This window comes from Chryseobacterium sp. PvR013, assembly GCF_017833095.1.
Classification (GTDB): Bacteria; Bacteroidota; Bacteroidia; order Flavobacteriales; family Weeksellaceae; genus Chryseobacterium; species Chryseobacterium culicis_A.
The window spans coordinates 1680328-1704932 of record NZ_JAFIBT010000001.1; the positions used below are offsets into that span (position 1 = coordinate 1680328).

The following is a 24605-nucleotide window of genomic DNA, read 5'->3' on the forward strand; positions in this document are numbered from 1 at the left end:
TTTGATACTGAAAGAAAGCCAGTAAAATAAAGTATATGCTTGGAAAACATGTACTATTAAACAGGCAAAGGGGATCTGCTGATAAAGCAGATCTCTTTCTTATTTCAGTATTTTCGGGGATGCCGCGTATCTGGAGGAACATACAGAATGAGAATCATTGTATCAGATACCATAATACTGCAATAAAGAATTAATAATTAGATTATTAACACAACAAATGTAAACAGTTCATTTTTAAAATTCTGTTGAATCAAGGTCGTATTATCACTAAAAAAATGTAATTTTTCAACTAATCAGACTAAGAAGCAGCTGATCATTATAAAAGGGAAAAGTCATGACAAGTCTTTTATTTTCTAAATAAAAGAAACGTATTCATTTATTCAACATCATGCTTTTCTCCATGCCCCTTATTCATAACAGAAATTTTACCACCTGTACCACAATGACATGTGCTTTTATCTGTAAGAATTTTGTGATTATTAATACATGAATCCTTCGCTGTATTCTCCCACTTGGCAATAACAGGTATGCATTTTATTTTGGTAACGGAGCACATCCCGAATGAACCAATATTGATTTCGGTCTGCTTATCCTCTTCTGTAGCAATTAGCTTACAGTCTGCATGGTAAAAGCAATTACTTGTAACCTTCAAAGATGAAGGTGCTGCTCCTTTATCACATGATAAAGTAGCTTTTTCTGTGATTATCTGTGGCATATCTCTCGGAATTTAGTTTTAATATATTGATTTGTACTTTTGATGAATTTTTAGAAATCCAATAGTACGATTACAAACTTATTCTACTTTTTTACCGTAGAATCCGTTGTTAATTTTTTATACTTGTCCACATATTCCACTCCTTTATCAACACTCGTGGGAATAATTTTGTCCAATCCAATCTCTTTTACCTTGTCCAAATCTTTTTCTTGTTTAGTTTTTTCTGGTCCTTTAGGTTTATTATCCATATTGATTTTACCACCTTTTATACCCACTGTGGATTTGCCATTGACAATAGCCTCCTTATCTGAATGCATCATTAATTTCTCTTCAGCTTTCAGTGTAAGTTCTTTAGTTTTTAGATCAAGTTTCTTTTCACCACTTGTCATAATTTCCAAGGCTGACTGTTCGATTTTTGCTATAGCTTTAGAACTGATCTGAACAGCAGTTGTTTCCAGTTTATTGGCTATCGCCTGCTCCATATTAACAGTCGCAACTGATATTTTAGCTCCGGCCACCATTTTAATTTCCGCTCCTGCCGTAAGATGAATCGTTTTAGGTGCATTTATTTCTATATTGCCTTTGCCATCCATAACAATAGTATTGTTACTGGCGTCTCTTATGGTGATACTCCCCGCTTCATCATCCATCTCAATACGATTTCCGCTCCGGGTTTGAATCACTTTTTTTGTATTATTTTCCGTCTGATACCCGCTTTTTTCTGCCCCATTATAATGGCTTCCCATAACGTAAGGTTTTTCAGCATTGTTACTCTCAAATCCTACAGAAATTTCTTCTCCTTTTTCCGGTACAAAATAAAAACCCTTTCCATCACCTCCATGAGGCTGCAACAAACGAAGCCATGGAGAAGTGGTTCCTTTGCTCTCCTGCCAAGGAAACTGAACCCTTACTCTTCCCATTCCCAAAGGATCATTATTATCTACAACCCTGGCTGATTGTTGTTCTCCAACGGGAACAGCCTCACCATCCTGATAAGGAGCAATATACAGATCCGGAGATCCACAAAATTCATTATAATAAATATTTCCATCATGATAATGAGTAATTTCAGTAATCCGGTAAGTTTCCATTGCCTTTCCATTAATATCAATTAACTGGACCCTTCCACCTATCTTTACCGCGGGGTCTTTACTTTTTCCTTTTACCCAAACCAAATTCTCTCGGGTTTCTTTCTCTTTCGTTACAGCCTCCTTAAGCTCTTTCTCAGTGACATTTCCAATACCACTATAATTGAACAACATTTGCTGTTCCTTTTTATATACTTCCTTAGAAGCATTAATAGCAATTGCCTGAAAGTAATTTTCTTTATATTGTGAACGAATGGAAGAAGATTTTGCTTTCATATTGTCCCCCTTTCTTGAATCGTACACAGTGTATTCAAACTTTTGAGGCTTGATATTTAGCTCAAATTCAACTTCAATAAGATCAATATTTTCTTCAAGAATTACAGTGGGCTGTACTTTGTTACCGAATATTAATTCTTGCCCATTATAATAAAAATATTCTCCATATCGTAGGGCAAGTCTTCTGATAAATTGATAATCTGATTCCTTATATTGTACCGTATAAGGCAAGGTATATTTAGTGTTCAGATTTTCAATAACTATTTTGATATCTGAATGTTCCTCTGTTATTTCTTTGATAATCTCATCAAGTTTTCTATTCTCAAAACTATGACAAGCTTTACCGTTTTCCAGAAGCATTGTTGGTGCACTACCAGTTATTATCAATGTACCGTACCCATTTTCTTTTCTATTTTTAATATTGGTAATAATGCCATTAAAAGACTGCCTTACATTTCCAAAACGATGAAAATAAATAGTGATGCTTTTCCCAAGGATATTTTTAGAGTTTTCCATAACATAACCATCAAAACTATCAAGTGCATCATCAGGAACAATGATGTTAAAACAATCATGATCATTAGTAACCTGATTCAGTTCCAAAGAAAAACTTGATTTATCAAGAAAAGGCTTTCCATTAAGCATTAATGTACAATATACTAAAGGACTTTCTTTTGCTTTCATGACAGAATTCAACAACTGGAAGGAAGAATTCTTTGCTGATAAGGTTTCATCTGATACATTTGATGAGTTATCAGATGATACAGGGCTGTATATATTTTTAGACATGACAAAATTGTATTGAAAATTTACTTAATACTACATATACTCAACATACTCGTTATTTCCACATTTTCTCATGGACTGCATTATTCAGATCGAATTTCCTAGCAATCATGCGCATCTCAATTTGTAAAGGCTGGCTACTGTTCGCATCAAATTTTTCTTGAAATCCGATGCAGTAAGCTTTTTCAAAAACCAATTCCTGAAGTTTACTGATAGCATCGCGACGATAATAAATAATTTTACCGTTTTTCGTCTGATCATGATCCAACATCCAGCTCAATAGTTCAGAATTTCCTGTACTCTCAATCTTAATAATAATCTCTCCACCCTGTGGTATACCTTGGGGTTTCCCCGTATTATCTGTTGCTTGGGTAAAACCATATTGACATTCAAGAATGTTATAAGTAATACCATCTAATTCTAATTTGGATAAAAATGACATAATAGATTAGCTTATGATTAAAATAATAAATGTATAGTAATAAGATAAGCAGCAGTAAACATATTACTACTGCTTATCTTCAGGGTTTATACCCATTCATTTTCATAGGCCCCCGTTCCCATTTCGATTTTTCTGGATGAAATCGTAAATGCTTCAGTCAACGGATTATCTCCCCTAGAATCAAAATCTTCATTGTGCTTTACCAGATATCCCTCTGTGAATTTCAATTCTTTGAGAGTTGCATCGCTGTCCCGCTTTGCAAATACAATACTTCCATCCTTTCTTTCAAAAGAATTGGTCATCCATTCGAAAAGATCTGTAGCACCCGTTCCTTCTATTACAATATCAATTTTTCCTCCTCTTGTAATAGTGGAAGGTCTTCCCGTTGCATCAGTTTCCTGAAATAATCCGTAGCTTACCTTAAGTATGTTATACTCTTTACCAGCTACTTTTAACTTAGCTTTAAATGACATAATGTTAAAAATTTAATGGTTAATAAATATTTGAAATACAATACTTTCCTAAACAAGCTCCTTTTGCAATAGCTTTGAAGGCCGGGAACCTTAAAGATATTTGTTGTTAAAGCAAGTTCAGGCAGTTTGTAATTTTTATTTGAGATCCAAATTACATTTGGTGTTTTGTATCAATCAGTTTAATAAATAATCTTCGGATAGAAACTCTGAAAAATCATTACTTTATAATCATGAGGCGAAAAGCTCATAATGATTACATATCATCCTACAAGACAAGTTCCGGAAGGATTCAACAATAGAAAAATGTCCTCTTAATTTTGTTTATATTCGGTATCCCATTCGTTACCCTGGTCACCTTTGTGCCCATCCATCTTGATCAAAAAGTTTTTAGCAGGGAAATAGGGCTTCATATGAATATCAAGATGAATTCTGTCCTTTTGAACCGGATCCTGTTCAAATCTCTTGATTTCAAAATTTTCTATTAATTTTCCAGGCCCGGCAATGCTGTCCAGAAAACCTACAATCTGATTCATTATCTCTTTACGGGTCACCGCTGTAAAATTTTCGAAGGCTCTTCTGTTCAAAAAATCCATCAAAACTTTAGTAACATAATCAAAAACCCGTACTACAGAATACGTTTGTAGCCCTAAATTATCTCCATTAAACAAAGTCTTTCCTGAAAAGGCCATTACCTTTCCATATTCATTGACCATAGGAATAAGACCAAGATTCTCAAGATTAGCAATTTCACTTTTCTTAAGATCAAATTTTACTCCCTCCACTTCATTAATTCCTCCGAATTTTTTCCCCGCTGTAACCTGTGACATCAGTGTTTTATAGATCTTCCCTGCTAATGCAGTAGAAGGCGGTATATACATATTTTCACGCTCCTCAATTTCTTCAAATCTTCCTCTTCCAACAAGCCAATTGCAGGTCATCAGAACATTTGATCTGAATACATCTCCTCCCGTAAGATAAGCCTGATCAAACATTTCCATTACATCATCAGGCTCATCAAGGTGTTCAAAATCAGTAACAAGCATTACTTTGTTTTCATATACCAGTTTTGCCCATTTCTCTATTACTTTGTTAGATCCCAGATACCCTGGAATAACTAAAATCCCATAATTATTTTTAAGATCAAGACGATCATAGTTATCAGTAAGCTCAGTATGTATAGTGTCGATAAAACGTGTATTATCCAGATCTTTTAATTGTTCAAGTGTTGCATTGACAATGGTAATATTTTTTACCTTAGCCGATTCCGTATTTTTGTAGAATAAGGCAACAGTCCTGTAATTAGCCTCTATTTCTCTAGTATCATCAATAGCTTTTGACAAATTATTTACCAACAGCTGTTCCGCAATTTTTTTTCTTTCTTCACAATCTGTAACCATATCGGATAAAGATTCGCTGTTAGCAAGTAAACTTTCCCATAGTTTCAGAGTTTTTTTCAAAGTCTCCCTTTCTTTTTCTTTACCTGGCTCGGTTAAAAAAATTCTTTTTCTGGCTTTTCTGTCTGGATTAATATTCTGTACTCCGTCAATGGAGATTTCCAGTAGGTCAAAACCTCCATAGCGGGCTAAGGCTGCCAGATTATCTGATACAATATATTGCTCTTTAAATCTTTCCTGACCGGTATGTTGTTGCATTTGTTGTTGCTTGTCCATAACACCTATTTTTATTTATTATTTTCCAATTCCAGAATCAACGATTGCAAAGTGCTGTATAAAGCTTTTCGGGCATCAGGATCTTCTATGGCTGCTTTTAATATTTTATTGGTTTTCAGTTGCCTGATAATCTGTTGGTATTGATTTTTTTCAGTTTCTAGTCCTGATAAGAAATCACTTTGCTTGGTAATCCCTTTTATTCCGAAATCTCCAAGATTATTAAATTTGAGCGATTCTATTTTAGAAGCGCCATTCTCATCTACAAAATCAACTTTAATTTCTGGTTTAAAATGTTCAAAGACTTTTTCTACAGTATCTAACCCTTCAACCAATTCAGGTTTAACAGGATCATGAGCTGTTAGTTTCTGAGCCAATAACGTCCTGTTCTGAGGAATTTCGAAAATGGATTCACTTACTTCTGGTGGAACTTCGTTCCCTCCAATTCCTTTGTTTAGTAACATAGTATGTATTTTTTAATTATTATATTTATAATCTTTATACAGTCACGATTAAATCTTGATCTGCCCTTCATTAACAATATCCTTAATGTTCAAAGACCCTGTAAGGAAGCATGTGAACAGAGTTGTTTTCGAGTGTGAGTAGAAAACTGTCACATAAGTATTTCCATTCATCTTCATGAATCTCTTTAAGGATGTGATTTCTAAAAAGATGAACATCAATTGTTCTGCTAAAACCTTCTTTTAAAGCAACTTCTTTTTTGGTTCCTTTCTCTATTTTAACATCTGTTATGGTATTCTTAAAATGTCTCATGGCAGATTCTTTAATATCTGCTGGAGTTACCATTCTCCCTCTACTTAGCAATGCTGTTCTGAATTCTAAAATCTTATCTTGAGGTGAGAGGCCCTTTCTTCCACCCAATGAGGTAGTAATCATAATTGAATGTCTTTCACACATCAGAGTTCCGGGTTGATCTGCAACAAACAAAGTTCCCGGCCTGATGTGATTAGCCTCTTCCGCTTGGGTATTCCAATATGAAATATTATATGAAGCTTCAGACTTTAAAGTATTGCCTGTTATGATCAGATACGGGTTATTGATGTATGAAAAATTCTTTTCCTGAGCAAGCTGATGTAAAGCCGCTATATTCTGACTGATCTGCACAAGCATCTCTCTTGCTGAATCACCTCCGATTGCTGAAAATGCAGCAGTCTCATCTTTGATTACTTCTAAAAGATATTGAAGTAGCTCCGAGGCATTACGACAGTCAAACCTGGATACTCCTCCTTTTCTAAGAACAGATGAAACACCATCCCCTTCTGAAGAATAGTTTTTTACATCAAATCTTCGCCCTGTGTCATCTGAGACATAATCCAAAGCTAAAAAATGATCTTCAGATTGAATCGGAAGAATATCAAGTCTCCCTAATGCCCTTCTGTAAGTCTTAATATTATATATGTTAATAACAGGAACACAATTAAGAATAATACTGATATTTTGAAGTACTTCATCATCAACAGCTTCCGGAAACTTAAGTCTAAGCCAAACGAGATCATCTTCCTCGGAAAGACTGCAATTAGGAAAGTATCGGGTAAAAAGCTCTTCATTCCGGTTGTTTGCTGTAGGCTTTATTTTTTGCTTTAATGTAAAAAAACGGGAATGATAATATGCATTCACATCTTGATATATATGCTCAAGCTCCAGAGAATTCTTAACAAGAATCTCTTCAAAATCAACTGCTCGATGGCCTGCATTATATCCCCTGGTAAGCTCAAATTCCTGATCACCGGAATATACCTTGACTTGTTTAATGTAATGGGAAAATAATTCTTTTTTATATTGACTGCCTATATCAATATAAAACATAAGATCTTCCAGAGGTTCCTTATCGCGGGTAAGGATGCCAATCCACATTTCACCTGCCGGAATATGTCTCTCACTTTTCTGTAATACACTCCCGGAAAAAGGATTCGTAATCTGCTTTATAACCTTACCATGAGCAATATACTTGACTCTTGCCGTAGTCAGAGTGGTTTCTATTGTAGGACAGAAATAAATATCCTTATCTGCCGTCTCATGACGGTTAGCCCCCTGTGCCCCTTTTTTATCCATTTTAAAATGATCATATAACGATATTTTAGATCCATTTTCAATAGGAAACACCTGGAGCAGAGATCTTGCAGGGACAACGCCGGAAATCTCTTCTGGAAACAACACTTCAAGGACACGTTCCGTAATACGGGCTTTTGAGCTTTCCAATTCAAACCCTAGCCTTTCAAGTTCCGAGGCCGTTGCTGATAACATGAGGCCTACAATCGGATCAAAAGAAGAATCCGATCCCAGTTCATTATATCCCCAGAGTTTTGCAGCTCTGCGAAATATTCTATCTTTTATTTTTTCTTGATTCATACGACTTAATATGAGAGAGGACCTATAAAAAATGATTTTTGAAAAAAGAAAGGTCTGTCAGTTTCTTTAACCAATCCTTTTACTGATACCATTACTTTTTTCTTTACTCTTTTTTTCTGTGTTTTTCCAATATCAGCATTCTTAACTGCTACCTCAATATCTTCCAGTAATAGCCTGTGCTCATGCTCAATAATGGATTCAGCTACAGTCCTGATGATAAATTCCTTAATGGAATTGTCACTTTTAGGAAGATCAAAGTCGACTTCAAAAATTTCAGTTCCAAACGTGTCATCAAACTTGCATCTTCCTAAAGGTGTTGTGATGATAATAAAAAGATACTGACTGATAGATTGATCAATGGATACCTTTTCAGCTCCTCTTTCATCCATTATACTGGCAAAGTCTATAGGTGTTTTATAGTAAATTCCTTTCATTGTATGATATTTTCACATGGCTTTTAAGCAATCATAAGTTTTTAGATAGCTACGTATTCATTCTACACTTTTACTAATCTGGATCATTTTCATTCCTCTTAATAATGTTTATTCTTTAGCCTACGTTGATTTCATCTTATAGGCAGCCAAACAATGAATCTGATTATTGATATCATAATTCAAGGTGCTGCTGACTAAAAACTCATAGTTTTTTTGATAGGTATATATTTTGATGGCAGTCATTTCGTTTTCACTGATTTTCTTTATTTCTTTCTGATCAAATTTTCTCACGAATATTCCATCACAATTCACGGAATGGTCATTTTTATAACTGACTTTTTCGCCATTAGTATACTGTATCTCCAGAACCTGATCCTTCTTGATACATACATTTTCATCAATAATCCTGATATACATAAAAATATTATGGCCTCTTTTTCCCAGTTTCATCACTGCATATACTAATTCCTCATTGTTCGCCCTCAGCCTCAAATCCGGAGTACTGATGAAGTTTTTATTTTGCAGTTTTTCCTTATTCTGTATTATTTTACAATCGAATTGAGCAACTTCCGAAGTAGAATCTGTAATTGTTTGCGCGTGTAAAAAGATTTCCCCAAAAGCAATACAGAATAGGGTAAAATAGATTCTAAACCAGTCCATTACTGAGCTTTATATAATTGACGACAAACGTCTAGATCAGTTTTTACCTTATCATATTCCTGTCTCAGGATTTTATTGATTGCCTGTAAACTGTCTGCTGCCTTTCCGGTTGTAGATAGCCGTCTGATCTCTTTTTTACGGTCTATCAGATCCTTGTAACCAATAATGATATTATTGTACATCACCTCATTTTTAACACTGTCTTTCGGGATCTTTTGATACATATCTGAAAGGAGCGATAACGCCAGGTTTTCATTAAAGAAATCATTTTTCCCCGGAGCTCCTATAGAGTCAATAGCAGATTTTACCTTTTCTAATTGAAAAGAAAAGTGATCCTGAATTTCCATTTCTTTTTTAAGAGTATTATTTTCAACCTTTAACAATGAGTTCTCCTTAAATGGGAAATAAGTGTTAAAAAAAAGGCCAACAACCAAGGTAAATACAGCAACTAAAAAGAACAGGATGAAAAACAGAAATGCACGCAGTCTTTCTTTTTTATTAAGAATTTCCATAATACAATAGTCATAGGATTACTAATCTGCTAAAAATGACTGGCTCCTCTTGGAATGAACAATAGCATCACGGTTGCCTGGATTTTCAGAAATAAAAATACTGCCATCTCGTTTCTTACCGATATAATCCAACTGATTAAGGATGGAAAACATCTCTTCCACTGTTTTAATAAACCGATCTATTTTCAAAATAGCTGAACCGATTTGATTATGATTATATTCGGCATTCAGCACTTCTGAAAAAATAGATTCAAAATCCCCCTGACTTATATTGCACCATTCTGTAAGGTAATTCAATAATTCTTCTTTTCCGGAGCCCGTATAAGTTTCTATACAATTCTTTATTATCCTTCCAAAAGCAATGACTGATGAAAGCATGTACATAGGAGAAGCATAAGGGGCAGACCACCGGTAGCGGTTTATTTCCGACCCAAGATACCACAGTGCCTTGTCTGCCAGATCATCAACTATTAACGATAGCAAATTATTCTGCTTTTTAGCACGGATTTTTTGTTTGATCTGGGATGCAAAGAGTTCAATCTGACTGTAAAAGCGGTCGATTTCAACATAAAGTTTTTTTAACTTTGGGTGACTTGATACACTTAAACAAGGAGGAATATAATCATCATCCATAGTACATACACCGGCACTTGCTTTTATTCTTCCAACGGTCAGGTATTCTGCTCCAAAGCCCAATCCTCCTCTCAATTCACTTTCGGGAATAAGTTCCAAAGAATATTTTGGCTGAGTATAAGGATATCTCGGAGGATTTTCATCAGGATCAGGCTCCCCAAAAGGAATCCTGTTGAAATGGTTTACAGAAACACATACCATCAGATTGATATCTTCTTCATCATTGATCAAATAGCTCGTATCAGGGTGTAAAAGTGTATGTTCAGAAAATCCAGCATAATGAGTACCGATATCAATTCGGGAGCCATTCGGTGTGATAGCCTGACACTCTTCAAGAACAACTTTTAGTAATTTGTGCTGATCTATAGACATACTGACCATTATGGTATCACCAGATGGTAAAATACCGTAATCCACAAGTGATGTCCTAATGCATGTTGAATCACGTACAGAATCACTTATAAAATTTTGAATATCTGTGAAATGTCCTTTATTAATCTTCATCCCGTCTATCCAATGCACAGGAAAATATTTTAACTTTTCTATCATTTTATTTGTTATTTTTATTCATCGTATTCCCTTTCTTTGTATTCAAAGTCTGGGAGATCATCATTTTCATTAATATTTTCTTCAATAATCATATGCTGTGCCCGTGCACAGATTACCACGCTATTTTCTTCAATGCCATTCATATAAAGAGGTAAGTCAGCGTCAACGTATTTGGTGGACTGATACCATTTAGGTCTTAAAAAAAACACCCAATCGTAAAAACCATTTTCTCCTTCCACCTTTATCTCACTTTCAGAATTTCTTTCATTATAGTCCAATATAAAGCTGTAAAAAAGCCGGCCGAAGTCAATCCTCGTAGGACCTTTGGCTTTATAAGCGCTGTAATTTTTTGCATTCCTGTCTTTATCAATAAGTAAGGTAAAAACCACCAGGTCTTTCATTTCCTCATCTGTAACTCCTGGAAGATTTTTATAATTTTCCGGAAAATGCCAGGTTCTGTAAATCTGGGGAGGAATTGCCATCGCCCTGTTAAACGTTTCATTCAGTAATGTGGGAAGAAGAAATAATACATAATGTCCTGACATTAGAAAAACAAACTGAATTCCATTGAAGAAAGTATAGATTAAAGCAAAGGGAATAATGCTGTAACCAATCATTAACAGGACAAAAAAGTATTCCAGCTCCTTTACTTCATTCCCAAATTTCATAAAAAAGGATCTGTACATATAACAATGTAAACCTCCCACAACTAAAGAACTCAACTGATAAAAAATAAACTCTAGCAGAATATGATCTGCGAAAAGTTTATTATATCCCACGAAACCAATCAATGAGCCAACAATCAAAACTCCCAAAAGATATGAATTGAATTTGGTGCCGTAAATGTTTTTAAAATCGGGTATCCTGCGTCTGAAAATTGCTGTAAGAACAATACAAACAGAAAGCAGTACAAGAATGAAAACCAAAATTTCGGGCTCCACTAAATTCATAAAATATTTCTTCAGCAGCATTATATCCTTGTGTTATATCCTAAAACAGTATCTTTTACTACATTCAGATCAAAACTTTCTGCTTCCTTTGAAAGAAGTATAGTGATCTCTATTTCAGTTTCAGCCGAAAAGAAATAACCACAAAGCAAATCCAGAAACAACTTCATTTTTCCCTCATTAAGGTAATCTGAAAAACAATTGTTTCTTAATGGGCCAACTGACAGATGGATATGGTTCATATAGTGGTCATAATTATTACCTGACACCATATCCAGGCCCAGCTTACAATCTCCCAGTAAACTATACTGCGTATCATCATAGTACTTTTTCCAACTTTTCTTGCTTATTCTGACTTCTTCCTCCAGAAGCAAAGACAACACCTCAATGGTCAAAGCAGTATTACCTACAATTTTATAAGCAAACGGCAATATCCTGATTAACCGTGAAGCCATCTCAGATGGTACATCTGTACTGATACCGAATAGTTCATAAAACAACTTGGGAAAAGTTGAACCGTGCAGCTGGCAAAAAAAGTCCTGTTCAAACGCTTCAAAACGAACCCCATAATTGAAAATTTCATTTTCAAATGGCTGAAAAAAAAGTCTTGCATTCTTTTGATCCTGCTTTTTTATCCTGTATTCCTGTATCATGACATCCACATTTTTCTCCGCAGTGTCGCTGCTGATATCATGCACTATATTTTCAGGCAACATATCGTATATGCTGTCACGGGAAAGAACAAGCTTAAAAAAAGAAGCACTTCCAAAGCTGTAATTGCTTATCCCCGAGTCAAGAATATCATAACGGTAGGCCCTTGAAAACTGCCCATCCTTTTCTATAATAAAATCTTCAGATTGCAAATCATCATTTTCCAATAAATTATTAATGATTACCTCTGCCCTTATATCATAAGGCAAAGAGTTAATCTGTCTGGCAATATTTTCAAAATGTTTCATTCTCTCAGCTTTTAGGTTTTAATCTTCCCGCAGCTATGTATCTGAGCTGGAAATACTGGTCATTAAAATCATAAATATTTAATCCACCAGCTGTACAGGCAACTATTTTGTTATTTTGAAGGTATATACCCTCATCAGAAATCGGATGCCCCTTATCATATCGGAAAAATAAAATATCCCCCTCCTGCAGAAAATTCCTGCCGGTAAATAATTCAATATCTTTTGAACGAAAGACTTTTTCAGGGATTGGAGAAATTGTCGCATGATATACCTCATTAAAAAGTAAAGATGCAAACTGAGCGCAATCTGTTCCATTTTTCTGATTAGACATTTGCTTAGCAGAAGAACCTATCCACTGATCAATAAAAGAATATAATTTATAATTAATAACTTTTTTAGGCATTACTCTCATAATAATCGAATATCTCTCCCTGATACTCATTTCTTCATCATTGAGTTTTCTGTCATCAAATTTCTCAATGGCAAAAGTAGAGTCTGTCCGTTTTTTGATCCCGTCTAATTCTTTAGTATACTGTTCCGAAGAATGCAGATAGGGAAGCTCTTCGATATACCTTCCGCTGCCACAGGACACAAGCCCTAGTATTGACAGAAGAGTTACAATAGCAATCCAATATTGTTCTAAGTACAATTTCATTTTTATTTAGGGTATTAACAAACGAGTATAGACTTCCTGTTACTGTGTAATGACACTAGACAGAAATCACCAAAATCAAAATGTTATATTATGATCTTTTTCATACTAGAGATGCACAAATGTATAGGATGAATTTTCTCATTTTCATGATTCAAATCATGAAATGGCATAGAATAAAATCTATAAAATAGCAATGTAAAATATTGATATAAAATAAGTTGCAATCACATTAATTTATATCATGCTAATAAACACAAAAACAATGAAATCTTTTTTTTCTTTCAGTCTTGATCCCAAAGTTTTTTGGAGTATCATTTTACTTTTATCGTTAGGTACAATTTTATTAGTTTATCAATACAGCCGGCATATAGATTGTGAGAATGCTAAATTTGTAGTGTACGCTAAGGAGTTTGCGACCCGGAAAGTTGTAGAATTTTATGATACTACACCCGGAGCAAAAAGCTGGGAATGGGATTTTGGAGATAGCACACAAGTGGACAAAAGACAACGTACACTGCACTCCTATAAAAAACCAGGTGATTATATTGTTACCCTAATTATTAACAAAAATTGTGTCCACCAAAAGCTGGTAACGATACACAGTACTGATGAACACAGTGAAAATCTGCCATTGATTATTGCTCCAAATGTCGTTACAGCAGGAAAAACAGTTATTTTTAATGCCATCAAAAAAGATGGTGTTTCCTGGGAATGGAATTTTGGAGAATCCAATCAGATTGATGCCGTAGGCCAGACAGCCTCGTATCAATTTAACTCAGAAGGTCCTAAAAAAATCACCCTAGTTGTTAATGGTGATGTACAGCATTCTGCAATTAAAACTATCTATGCCGCTCCCATGCCTAAACGGGAAAAGCCTAAAATTGACATCAGTTCCTATGAATTTGAAAAACCTCACTCCTCTTTTTCACTACCCATTGGGAATCCGGAGAAAGATCCACTGGTAGATGCATTAAAATATATTCCTGTCTCTCCGAAATCTACGCCTAAAAAAGATACAGTAACTTCTCACAACAAATTACCTGAAATCTCTAATGAAAAATTTCGTATATTATTACAGCAGGTAGCTGCGGAGACAAAAACCAAAGAAGATTTCGCTTCTTATCTGTGTGGGAAGTATGATATTCCTGTTGTTGTCAACAGCAAAAAAATAATTTCATTCGAACAGCTTTGCCAGCTTATCAGTGGAAAAAAAATAAAGGTTACCCATCTGAGAATAGAAAAAGATCACCAAAACTGTATTGAACATATTACCATTGAGTTCAAAGTGAAGAAATTCATGATATGGATAAAAGAGTAAAAGAGATGATTCGAAGTAAAAAAACAGAAAAAATGGGATTCTCTGATTTTTTATTATTAAAACATAAAAAAAATAGAATAAAGAAAGCTGACAATGAAACTCATCATTTTAATTGAATTTCGCTAGTGTTATTTTCTTTAGGAAATATTCATTCTTTGTTTAAACTCGCGGTTTAAGGTTCCTTCTAATTGTTCCCAGGAAATAGGAATTACAAAATCAACAGAGGAAGAAGAAACAATTTCATAAGGATTATAATGAAAATATAATCCTTTAGTATCAAAATAAAAGTTATCTATATTGGGAATCTCGCGCAGTCCATTCATCTTAAATATCCTTTCATCAAATTCATTAATTCTTACCTCGCCGGCTACATTAAAAAAGATTTTGTACATATTCTTTTTTAAGAGTGCCAAAAGCTGTTCCTTCGATATACTGGTAATATCATTGAGAATCATTTCTTTATTATTCTTAAGATCAAACATTTTATCTTTGTACAGCCACTGTTTAATCATGTCATTCTCATTACGGATATTAACATATTGAATATGCATATACTCATGAAGTAAAAACTTCACCTGCATTTCAGTTTTATATACCCATAAACCGTTAAGTCGTTTTGTTTTATAAAGTTTATTTAACTGATCATAATGCTTCAGCATATCTTTTTCTACGGAAATTTTTAATTCTTCTTTCGAAAAATGAGTGGAATCTTCAGACCTGAAATAAATACTGTTCAACAAATCTGTATTTTGTACAAACGGGAAGTAAAGCTGCTTTGAAGAATAGATCAGAGAAAGTGAATCCGCAACTTTTATTGTATCTGCGATATTAATAGAATCAATAGCAAAAATTTCTTTCTCTACCGGAGGATGAGACTCTGCTTTTTTACACGCTGTAATGAAAAAAAAAACAATACTTGGAATAACAATTAAATTTTTCATAATAATATATTTGTGTTAAAATTCCGGTGAGTTATTCATTAACCCAGTCTCTGGGTTTAAGCCATTCTTCCAGTTGGGCTTCAGGGCTTCCAGGAACAGGATGAAAATCATATTTCCATTTTGCAATGGGAGGAAGACTAATAAGAACCGATTCCATGCGGCTATGAGTTTGCAGCCCAAATAATGTTCCCCGATCATGGATAAGATTAAATTCTACATATCGCCCACGTCGGTAAGCTTGCCAGTCTTTGTGAGCAGCAGTATATGGAGTATCTTTATTCTTAATAACCAAAGGTATATAAGCCTTCAGAAAAGCATTCCCATTAGATTGGGAAAAAGCAAAAATATCTTCAATGTTTGTTTCAGCATCCGGGCGCAGATAATCATAGAATATCCCTCCAATACCCCTTGCCTCATTATTGCGATGCTTATTGACAAAATATTCATCACATTTTCTTTTAAACAAAGGATACAGCTCCATACCAAAAGGATCACAAGCTTTCTTTAACGTACGATGGAAATATCTACCGTCACACTCTTCAAGGTAATAAGGGGTTAAATCTGCTCCTCCTCCAAACCAACAGTCTTTTAACTTTTCCTTTTTATCATAAAGTTCAAAATATCTGAAATTTGCATGTATGGTGGGAACAAACGGATTAACCGGATGAATTACGACTGAAATACCGCAAGCCATAAAATGACCTCCTGACACATCTTCCCTATCTAACATTATTTCAGGAAGCTTAGCATGAACTATTGAAGTACTTACTCCACCTTTCTCAAATACATTCCCTCCATCTATAACATGTGTACGTCCTCCACCTTCAGGATGCTTCCATACATCCTGCCTAAAAACAGCTTTTCCATCTACTGTCTCCAACACATCACAAATTTGGACCTGGAGTGACTGTATAAAATTTATAAATTCGTTTTTAATATTCATCTTTAAAATAAATTAGTATCAGGCTGTAATTTTTTCTGAAATTTATATTCAATACAGAAAAACAAGAATCAGCAGAAATATTGCTATAGGATTTGATTCTGTAAATCATCATTAGCATCAATTAAATAAAACAGATGTTACTTTTCTTTTTTCAGCAATTTTAAAACTGCAACCAATAAAATCATTATAATAATAATACCTGTAATGATAAGTCCATAATGAAGCATTATTGTATACTTTAAAATAACACTGCATCCCAGCAAAAGCATTAGTAAAATGCCAACTTCATTAATCTGCTGTAATTTTATACGTGTGATTTTAAAATCATAACCTTGTAAGGCTTTTAAATGGCGTATTGTTTCTAAAAACCAATAATGGTAAGTACTCAGCATACAGAGAAAAATCAGTTTTAGATCAAACCACTGCATCTTAACAAGGTGCCTGTTAAAAAAAAACATAATTATGCCAGTTACAAGCATAATCAATCCACTGGGAACAACCAACATATTCCATGTCCTTTCAATGTTGAAAAGGTATTGTCTTCTTAAGATCTTCTTTTTTGCTCTGGTAAATTTTTCGGTATATTTATAATTTAAGAACAGTTGTCCCACGTAAAATATCCCAAAAAAATAAGATCCTACAGAAAGGATATGCACCAATTTGATTATTATAGCAAACATAACAGGTATTTATTCGTTAAAGGGTTACCCGATGTTTTATAATATATCCGACCATCAATTGGAAACTTCTGTTGTAAAGGTATTTTGTATTGACAACATTTTGTAACCCCAGCTCATACTGGCCCCTGATGTAAATCCCCAGAGGGGACTGGTAACCTAAACCGACACTTAATCCGTAATCAAAGCGTCGAACCTGATTAATATCCTTTCCAAATACAATATCATTTCTGTATTTTTCAACGTCCTTATCTGTACCGGTTATCGTCTTAAGAGTATGACCTCCACTGGCAAGTGCTGCATAGATACCTGTCGATACGAAAAGTCTTCCAACCTTTTCTCCACTAAAATAATAGACAACATTCACAGGTAATTCAAAATAGCTGATTACCCTTTTAGTATTTATTGTTGAGTTTTCCGTTGATATCGTCTTTTGAGCTCCTTTAGGTAAATAAAAGACTCCCGACTGAAACCATAATTTACGATTAAGTGGTATACGAGCCCAAATACCTGTACTAAATCCTGATGTATTTGAGATGCCGGTTGTTTCATTAGTATGCACATTAGAGAGTCCAAAACCTACTTCCGCTGCCAAATTGATTTTTTGAGCGGTCAATGCTGATGAAAGTATCAAAAGAGAAATGACAGATTGTTTTTTCATATAAATGTAGATTAAACTGATTTATTTTCGGATGTCTATAAACATCGTCCCTTGTGCTGCATAAGCATCAAGTTGAACATTAGCTCCTTTCCCATCGATCCCGTCAGCATCTACAGTACCATAAATATACGCGCTGTTCTGGTCTATGATTGTTGTCATATAGGGTGAAGATCCCTGATATGTTACCTCACCTGAATAGGATGATTGGCTAAAGTTGAGATCATCACTTGAACCACCATCATTGAAATCTATCTGTTTAAGCTTGCAACCACCGTAAGCAAAACCATTTGCTGTGTAATCCAGTGCAATGCTTTGTCCAGGCGCCAACGAAATTTTTTTATTGGAACAGTCTGTAAATTTCATAACGATATTACCTAGGGTAGCATAATTAATATTTCTTATTTTTAAAGTGCTGGGAGTATATTTATCAAATGAATGTATTTTTCCATCTGTACTAATATTTGAATTCCACCGTTTTAAATAGATATAGGAAGAATAGTCATCTTTTTTAGAAGCTTCCACGATTGCCTTACCACTGCCTCCATCTATACCATCTCTATTGGTGAAATGGTAATAAACCGCATTCTCCGGATGTGTATAATCTTTAACCAATATCATTGAACCATCAGTATCCATTGGGTCGGATACTTTGATAAAATACCGAATATCATTGGATCCCGACCAACTGAACTTCATATAATTGGTAACGTCATTTCCATTATTGAGTCCTACCTGCTGTACAATGTGACCTTTATAAGTATATTTATTTTTTTGAGGATCATAATACAACACAATTTCCTCTTCAGGATTTAAAGTCACAATACCGGGATCACTCCCCTCTAGCCTAATTTTTACCCTGACAACATTATAATCAACATTTCTCAAAATAAGTTTTTGGCTGTAATAATGATGAACAAGCATTATATCTTTTGTTGTTAGGCCTAAGACAGGACGTTCTACGATGCTTCCGTCCTTTTTTGTATAAAATGGAAGAGATTTACTTATTAAAAGATCTCTCAAAGCAATGTTATTTCTTGGATAGGAGCCATACATCATCGAGGATTGCATGTCAAATATAAAAGGATCTCCAAGGTTCGATCGTTCTATTTTTAAATTGTCAACGATAGTCTGATATACAGAAGAGTTATAATTGCTTTTTATAAAATTAAAAGTTTCCGGTTTCATGATAATATAATCATTTCTGCTTGTTTTTTGATGTTCATGGATTAAACCGGCGACATGACCTATTTCATGAATAATACTCTGCAAATCACATGTTGGGCTGACATCAACAGTACTCTTCCCTCCTTTTAGCGGGTACCCTACAGTAGCTCTGCAACCAGAATCAACTTTTTTGAAATAGACTTTTTCATTACCGGGAACCTGAACAAAAAGCAGATTGGTTTTGTCATTCCAGTGTTGGACAGCCTTATTTATTAGGACTAATTCTGAATTCGAAAAAGCAGGATCAACTTTGAAACTAATGGGTCCTTTTGGCCACAACGTTACATTAATGTCAAGAATCTGATCCCAATCTGCAGCAGCAAACTTATTTGATATATCCAAATTAGACACCTCTGTAACCTCATTGTTAAAAAGAATCATATCATCTCCGACAATGTAATCACCTTCATTATTTCGCCATGCGTTAAGCTTCCTGCCTCTGTAATCAACATTAACCAATCCTTCTCCTCTCTCATACAGCAGATTCTGTGTCCCGGTTTGAAAATCATCTTCTTTACAAGAAAACATAATAATACCTACAACTACGAATAGCAAGCGTTTCATATCTATTTATTTTTAAATGGTTTCTATGATAGACCATACATCATGAATTATTAATTTTCCAGTTATATCCATCATTAGATTTCCAGCAGCCATAATCTTACAGATAACACATGTTATTAAATCTGTTCAATACCCGGCATGTGGCTGTGATTATTAAGTTTTTATGAAAAAATTTAAAGCAGAAGATTGAATATGTAACTAAATGTACATAACAATATTTATGGCTTTTCTTTGCGGATAAAACCATTAAATTCCGCATCACACCAATCGCTATTTGCAGCTGCTTTATTTAGTATCTAAATAAAAAAATACAGGGTCCTACATTCCAGGCCCTTGTTAAGCAACATAACTTTTAAATGTTTAGCAAAAAATTAGCGTGTAAAAAATGTTCATCACAAAAGTAGAAACAAAATTTTCACAATGCGTACAAAGTATTGTAGCATTAACTAGAATTTTACGTAGTTATTTTATGACATCATAAAAATAAAGCTAATCTCGTAGATATTTATAAACGAATGAATTTGCATCTGGGTTATATAGAAATCGTATATAAACAGATAAAAAGGAACCCAGATGTTTAAACAAACTATAATCTGAATTCCTTAATTAAATGAATTATGAAAATAAAAGTTTTTATTATAGAAAAAATACAGGGCTTTAGGTATAAAACCCTGTGAGGGAACTTGATCATTTTTCTCATCACTTTGCTAAAAATGAATTAAAATCTGTTCTACAAACATAAGAACAAAATTGTGATTGCTTTCGCCAAAAGCTGTAGCATTATCTTGAATAACATATAGTTTTTTCATTACAAACGGAATTATTGTTCACAGCAAATTATAGTTTTAAATATTTTATTAAACAACTTAATATCAACATATTAAAATAAAACCATTTCCTTTTGTAAAGAAATGGCGAAACATTGATAATATAATTGTAAGTGATTGATTTAAAATCTACAAATGATTATTAAGGTTTTGCTGGACTTTTCGTAAAAACTGGTAAGCTTCTACTGAGGTTTTTGTTTCTAGTGAGAAGGAAAGAACATTTTCCTTTAGATTTCTGTAATAAATACTTTCCTTCCAATTTATAAAATGTCGTTCATTCACATTTTTGTTTAAAATAATCTGAACGCGATCTTTCTTCACCTCTATTAAACCGAAAGTCGATAGTTTATTGATAATTTCAGGCAGAAGCACACTTCGGAAGTTAATACTGACAACATGTTTTCTAAGATACTTCATATGCCTTATTTCAGGAACATACTCACCTGTTTGCCATAAACAGTACGCACTTTGCTCATAGGCGATCCAAGAAGCCCCATACTTATAAAACACTATAGTCTTCCCGTTTTCTTTTGATATAATGTTTTTAATATTCATAACTTTATCGTTGTAATTTTAAACCATAAGCCATTTCATATTAAACCTAATGTCCAGCAATTCTTTTGATTTCTGAACATATTTTTATTACATGGCTATTATTATTTTCACAATCTAAATTTACATTTATTAGAAAATTATACAATAGTATACACTATAGTTTTATCGCTATAAAAATGCAGAATTATAACTACAATACGTTTTATCTTCAATAATCTTGAATATAGTAAAGGAATAAAGCTAGCTTATAATAAAAAAACTACACTATACACATTGATATAGATCTAAATCTATACAAAATGAAACATAATACTATGCTTGTTGAAATGTAAAACTACACAACAAGATAATTCTATGACCTACATTTGTATAAATAAAGACGAGATGAGAAAATATCTACTATTCACCCTAATAACTGGAGGTGTTATACACCGTTATTCTTATCAGGAATTACAAATTATTAAATAAATCCAATCAGTAATTCAACATATTCAATTATTTTGTGAAAATTTTTAACAAAAAAAGCAATAACACTTAAAATATTCACCAAATAGAGAATTAAAATATACATAACAATATTACGAATATTATTATATTTTAATATAATATTAAGAAAATTAAATACAAATAATTTATTTTTTTAAAATATTCATAAATTCGGAGCCAAAAAATAAAATTCATCAAAAACGAATTTTATTCTACAAATACTAATAACCGCGTTAAATATTTAAATGAAAACCAAATATATTAAGTATGAAAGGTAAACTTATATTTATTTTATTACTCAATTATTTTGCCCTGTACGCTCAGACTGATCTTGTATGGCAAAACTATACTACTGAAAATGGTCTTCCACAAAATAGTGTCAAAGATATCATCACTGATAAGTATGGTTTTCTCTGGATTGCAACTGAAAACGGAATTACCCGCTTTGACGGAAGTCAATTTGTGACAACAGATGAACAATATAACAAACAGAGATATAGAAATTTTTGGGGGAATATAGAAAAAGATACTATTTTCAATGTTGACGAACAGGGAAGTACAACTTTATTAATCTCTAAACGAGTGCCTCAAGAAAAGGTCTGGTTTACAAAATACTTAAAAACCACGACCATTTATAATGGAGTAAAATATGCACTTTATAATAAAAATAATGCAATCACCCCTAGAATGGACAGAGAGTTTCTATTTATTAACATAGGTAAATATATCTACTTTATTGGGAACAATCTTATAACCATTCATGATCCATTAACCAATACTGGAAAGAAAATGAAAGCTCCCTTTAACATGAGATTATGGAAAAATATGTTCATGCATAATAACACTGTTTTTGTCTCCATTTCCGGTCAGAAAAAAATTTTAAAAATCAATAACGGGCAATTTTCACAGATTGAGTGCAGCTCTATATATACAGATCCTGAAAGTATTATCTACTGGAGCCAGGGCAATCAGAAGGTATATATCATCAATAAAGACATTATTTATAAAAGTACTTATAAAGATGATAAGCTTGGAGCGGAAAAAATTACCATAATACCTAACCTAATTAAAAAATTCAAAGCTCTCACAATCAAATCAATGGTCTATGATGAGAAAAGCCAACATTTATTCTTAGGAAGTTCAGCAAGAGGTCTTTTTGTCATTACAATTCCTCAATTCAGTTCTCCAGTCACAGAATCAGCATTTGACAGCAATGTTTTTTATTCAACGCTTCCGTTTAATAGTAACAGTGTAATGACTCCGCAAGGAAATATTTATGACAGCACATCTCAGATTATTACCCCCCGCAGACCAGATAATAAAGATATGTACCATGATTATAAAAAATATTCATTGGCGATCAATAACGCAAAAGATATATTTTTTATCAAAAATGGTATGCTTTATAAACGGCTTAGAAAATACAACTATAATAAAAGTGTAAAAGTTCCTGCACATGAGGAAATTGATGTCATATTTAACAAAGATGAACAAATATACCTTACATACATAAAAAATAACAAATACTATCTTGCTAAATACGATGATAATCTCCAAAAAACGACTCCACTCTTTTACTTTAATTATCCAATTTACGATGTGAAAAAATACAATAATCAGCAACTTCTTATTGCTGGGTTTGATGGACTTTACATAGGGGATTCATCAAAAAAAGAAATTAAAAAAATTTTAAATTATCATAGCAAAAGAATAATACAGACCTCTGATCGGAATATCTGGATTTTAACGAAAAATCATGGTTTTTATCTTCTAAGGAAAAACATGACAGTCCGTATGCCAGTAGATGAAAACTCCTATTTACTCGACCCACACACTATTTTAGAAGATCATATGCAAAATTTATGGATTTCTACAAATAATGGCCTTTTTAAAGTCAGGATTCAAAATCTCCTGCAGTTTTCTAAACACTTGAATAAGTCCGTTGGTTACTACCGATACACTGACCAAGACGGCTTACCTACTAATGAATTTAATGGAGGTGGAAATCCTAACGGGAATATTCTAAGCAATGGGCAAATGGTATTTCCATCGATGAACGGTCTTGTTTTTTTCAGACCAGACAAAGTCAAATCTTTCTACCTGAAGTCCACTGATTTTTATATTGACCGAGCTCATCTGGATGGTCATCAGATAACTATTAAAAATAATATCCTCAATATTCCCAACAACGATTTTAATGTCCTAGAGATATTTGTGGATTTTCCTTATTTCAATAATTTTAATAATGTAGATCTACATGTAGCAGTGGACAATGGTAAATGGATAGATTTGGGGGTACATAGAAAACATACAGTCGGAAAATTGACACCAGGAAACCACAAGGTCATATTTCGTTATCTGGATGCTAATAATAATTATATTTATAAGACAGTCGATGTAAAAATTGGTTTCTTTTTTTATCAAAGTCAATATTTTAAAATAGCAGTCATTGCTACTTCTCTCTTTTTAGCATTTTTAGTAGTTAAATTCAATGAAAGGCGGTTTAAATCAAAAAATGAACTTTTAGCGAAAGCCAATACAGAAATTGATGCTCAAAAAGAGGAAATTAATAGTAGTAATATCATTCGTGAGAAGCTCATAGAAGCAATCTCTCATGATATAGCAACTCCGATAAAACATCTCTCCCATCTTTCTAAAAAACTCAATGACACAGATAGTCTGGAAATCCAAAAAAAGTATTTCCATAGCATACATAAATCTTCAGAATTGCTGTATCGCTTTACCCTTGAGCTGGGTAACTATGCATTTCTCTTTACTAATACAGTAGAAGAAACTGTTTCATACCTTTTAAACGACCTCCTTATGGAGAAAAAAGTATTTTTTGAAAATATTGCACAGGACAATAATACCACTATTACATTCAACCCAAAAGATGAACTGTATATACAAACCAATAAATCGGTATTGGCGGCAATCATTCATAATATCATTGACAATGCTGTAAAAAATACCATTGACGGGCACATTCTAATTGAAATGACTTATGATAATTCATTTATTTATATTCAGATCACCGATGATGGGAACGGTATGTCACCTGAACAAATTTACTATTATAACAACCTCCATTCGATTTTGATTGAAGATGTTCAGTTACAGAAAAAAGGATCAGGCTATGGTCTTAAGTTTGTGCTTCTTTTGATTGAAAAAATTAAATCACAAATAACCTTTAACAATAATACTCCACAAGGAACTAAAATAGAAATTAAAATACCTAATTAA

22 protein-coding genes are annotated in these 24605 nt (G+C 33.4%); 2 read left to right on the forward strand and 20 right to left on the reverse strand.

The genetic code is table 11. The features are described from left to right. Positions 1–376: 376 nt before the first annotated feature. The 14 genes from JOE44_RS07505 to JOE44_RS07570 all read right to left on the reverse strand — a co-directional run bounded on the left by JOE44_RS07505 (position 377) and on the right by JOE44_RS07570 (position 13166). Positions 377–715 carry a DUF4280 domain-containing protein gene (locus tag JOE44_RS07505; RefSeq protein WP_209785034.1) on the reverse strand — a complete coding sequence of 113 codons (339 nt, stop codon included), beginning with the start codon at positions 713–715 and terminating at the stop codon, positions 377–379. Between the two features lie 83 nt (positions 716–798). Then, positions 799–2868, reverse strand: coding sequence for a type VI secretion system tip protein VgrG (gene vgrG / locus JOE44_RS07510; RefSeq protein WP_209785035.1), 2070 nt, complete (start codon positions 2866–2868; stop codon positions 799–801). Positions 2869–2920: 52 nt separating this feature from the next. Beyond that, entirely contained in the window at positions 2921–3307 is a 387-nt protein-coding gene (tssD, locus tag JOE44_RS07515; RefSeq protein WP_209785036.1) for a type VI secretion system tube protein TssD, read from the reverse strand. A gap of 86 nt (positions 3308–3393) precedes the next feature. Next, the gene (tssD, locus tag JOE44_RS07520) at positions 3394–3780 is read right to left on the reverse strand and encodes a type VI secretion system tube protein TssD (protein WP_209785037.1); all 387 of its coding nucleotides are present in this window, start codon (positions 3778–3780) and stop codon (positions 3394–3396) included. A 311-nt stretch (positions 3781–4091) separates the two neighbouring features. Continuing rightward, positions 4092–5432, reverse strand: coding sequence for a DUF5458 family protein (locus JOE44_RS07525; protein WP_223601908.1), 1341 nt, complete (start codon positions 5430–5432; stop codon positions 4092–4094). A gap of 29 nt (positions 5433–5461) precedes the next feature. Then, complete coding sequence (locus tag JOE44_RS07530; RefSeq protein ID WP_209785039.1) at positions 5462–5911, reverse strand: hypothetical protein; 450 nt, start codon at positions 5909–5911, stop codon at positions 5462–5464. A gap of 82 nt (positions 5912–5993) precedes the next feature. Then, positions 5994–7817 (reverse strand): type VI secretion system baseplate subunit TssF, encoded by a 1824-nt coding sequence (locus tag JOE44_RS07535; protein WP_209785040.1) that lies wholly within the window; start codon positions 7815–7817, stop codon positions 5994–5996. 5 nt (positions 7818–7822) lie between these two features. Continuing rightward, positions 7823–8251 carry a GPW/gp25 family protein gene (locus JOE44_RS07540; RefSeq protein ID WP_209785041.1) on the reverse strand — a complete coding sequence of 143 codons (429 nt, stop codon included), beginning with the start codon at positions 8249–8251 and terminating at the stop codon, positions 7823–7825. A 120-nt stretch (positions 8252–8371) separates the two neighbouring features. Next, a complete protein-coding gene (locus JOE44_RS07545) occupies positions 8372–8911 on the reverse strand; it encodes a hypothetical protein (protein ID WP_209785042.1) in 540 nt (179 codons plus the stop codon). Then, entirely contained in the window at positions 8911–9423 is a 513-nt protein-coding gene (tssO, locus tag JOE44_RS07550; RefSeq protein ID WP_209785043.1) for a type VI secretion system TssO, read from the reverse strand. The genes JOE44_RS07545 and tssO overlap by 1 nt, the downstream gene beginning before the upstream one ends. Before the next feature lie 21 nt (positions 9424–9444). After that, entirely contained in the window at positions 9445–10605 is a 1161-nt protein-coding gene (gene tssK / locus JOE44_RS07555) for a type VI secretion system baseplate subunit TssK (protein ID WP_209785044.1), read from the reverse strand. Positions 10606–10619: 14 nt separating this feature from the next. Continuing rightward, positions 10620–11555 carry a TssN family type VI secretion system protein gene (locus tag JOE44_RS07560; protein ID WP_245169734.1) on the reverse strand — a complete coding sequence of 312 codons (936 nt, stop codon included), beginning with the start codon at positions 11553–11555 and terminating at the stop codon, positions 10620–10622. Positions 11556–11575: 20 nt separating this feature from the next. Further along, positions 11576–12511: a type VI secretion system baseplate subunit TssG gene (locus tag JOE44_RS07565; RefSeq protein WP_209785045.1), complete on the reverse strand. Its 936-nt coding sequence runs from the start codon at positions 12509–12511 to the stop codon at positions 11576–11578. Positions 12512–12515: 4 nt separating this feature from the next. Next, a complete protein-coding gene (locus tag JOE44_RS07570) occupies positions 12516–13166 on the reverse strand; it encodes an NlpC/P60 family protein (protein WP_209785046.1) in 651 nt (216 codons plus the stop codon). Between the two features lie 262 nt (positions 13167–13428). Here JOE44_RS07570 and JOE44_RS07575 point away from each other — a divergent pair, with 262 nt between their 5' ends. Beyond that, positions 13429–14484 carry a PKD domain-containing protein gene (locus tag JOE44_RS07575; protein WP_209785047.1) on the forward strand — a complete coding sequence of 352 codons (1056 nt, stop codon included), beginning with the start codon at positions 13429–13431 and terminating at the stop codon, positions 14482–14484. Positions 14485–14621: 137 nt separating this feature from the next. On the opposite strand, the gene JOE44_RS07580 is transcribed toward JOE44_RS07575, so the two are convergent. From JOE44_RS07580 to JOE44_RS07605, 6 genes are all read right to left on the reverse strand, one after another. Continuing rightward, on the reverse strand, positions 14622–15425 hold the full coding sequence (locus JOE44_RS07580; RefSeq protein ID WP_209785048.1) for an RsiV family protein: 804 nt from the start codon (positions 15423–15425) through the stop codon (positions 14622–14624). 31 nt (positions 15426–15456) lie between these two features. Beyond that, positions 15457–16368, reverse strand: coding sequence for an oxygen-dependent coproporphyrinogen oxidase (gene hemF / locus JOE44_RS07585; RefSeq protein WP_245169735.1), 912 nt, complete (start codon positions 16366–16368; stop codon positions 15457–15459). A gap of 137 nt (positions 16369–16505) precedes the next feature. Next, the gene (locus JOE44_RS07590; RefSeq protein ID WP_209785049.1) at positions 16506–17048 is read right to left on the reverse strand and encodes a CopD family protein; all 543 of its coding nucleotides are present in this window, start codon (positions 17046–17048) and stop codon (positions 16506–16508) included. A gap of 16 nt (positions 17049–17064) precedes the next feature. Further along, positions 17065–17706: a porin family protein gene (locus JOE44_RS07595; protein ID WP_209785050.1), complete on the reverse strand. Its 642-nt coding sequence runs from the start codon at positions 17704–17706 to the stop codon at positions 17065–17067. 21 nt (positions 17707–17727) lie between these two features. Continuing rightward, on the reverse strand, positions 17728–19494 hold the full coding sequence (locus tag JOE44_RS07600) for a M12 family metallopeptidase (protein WP_209785051.1): 1767 nt from the start codon (positions 19492–19494) through the stop codon (positions 17728–17730). 956 nt (positions 19495–20450) lie between these two features. Beyond that, positions 20451–20876 (reverse strand): hypothetical protein, encoded by a 426-nt coding sequence (locus JOE44_RS07605; RefSeq protein ID WP_209785052.1) that lies wholly within the window; start codon positions 20874–20876, stop codon positions 20451–20453. A gap of 753 nt (positions 20877–21629) precedes the next feature. Here JOE44_RS07605 and JOE44_RS07610 point away from each other — a divergent pair. Then, on the forward strand, positions 21630–24605 hold the full coding sequence (locus JOE44_RS07610) for a HAMP domain-containing sensor histidine kinase (protein WP_209785053.1): 2976 nt from the start codon (positions 21630–21632) through the stop codon (positions 24603–24605).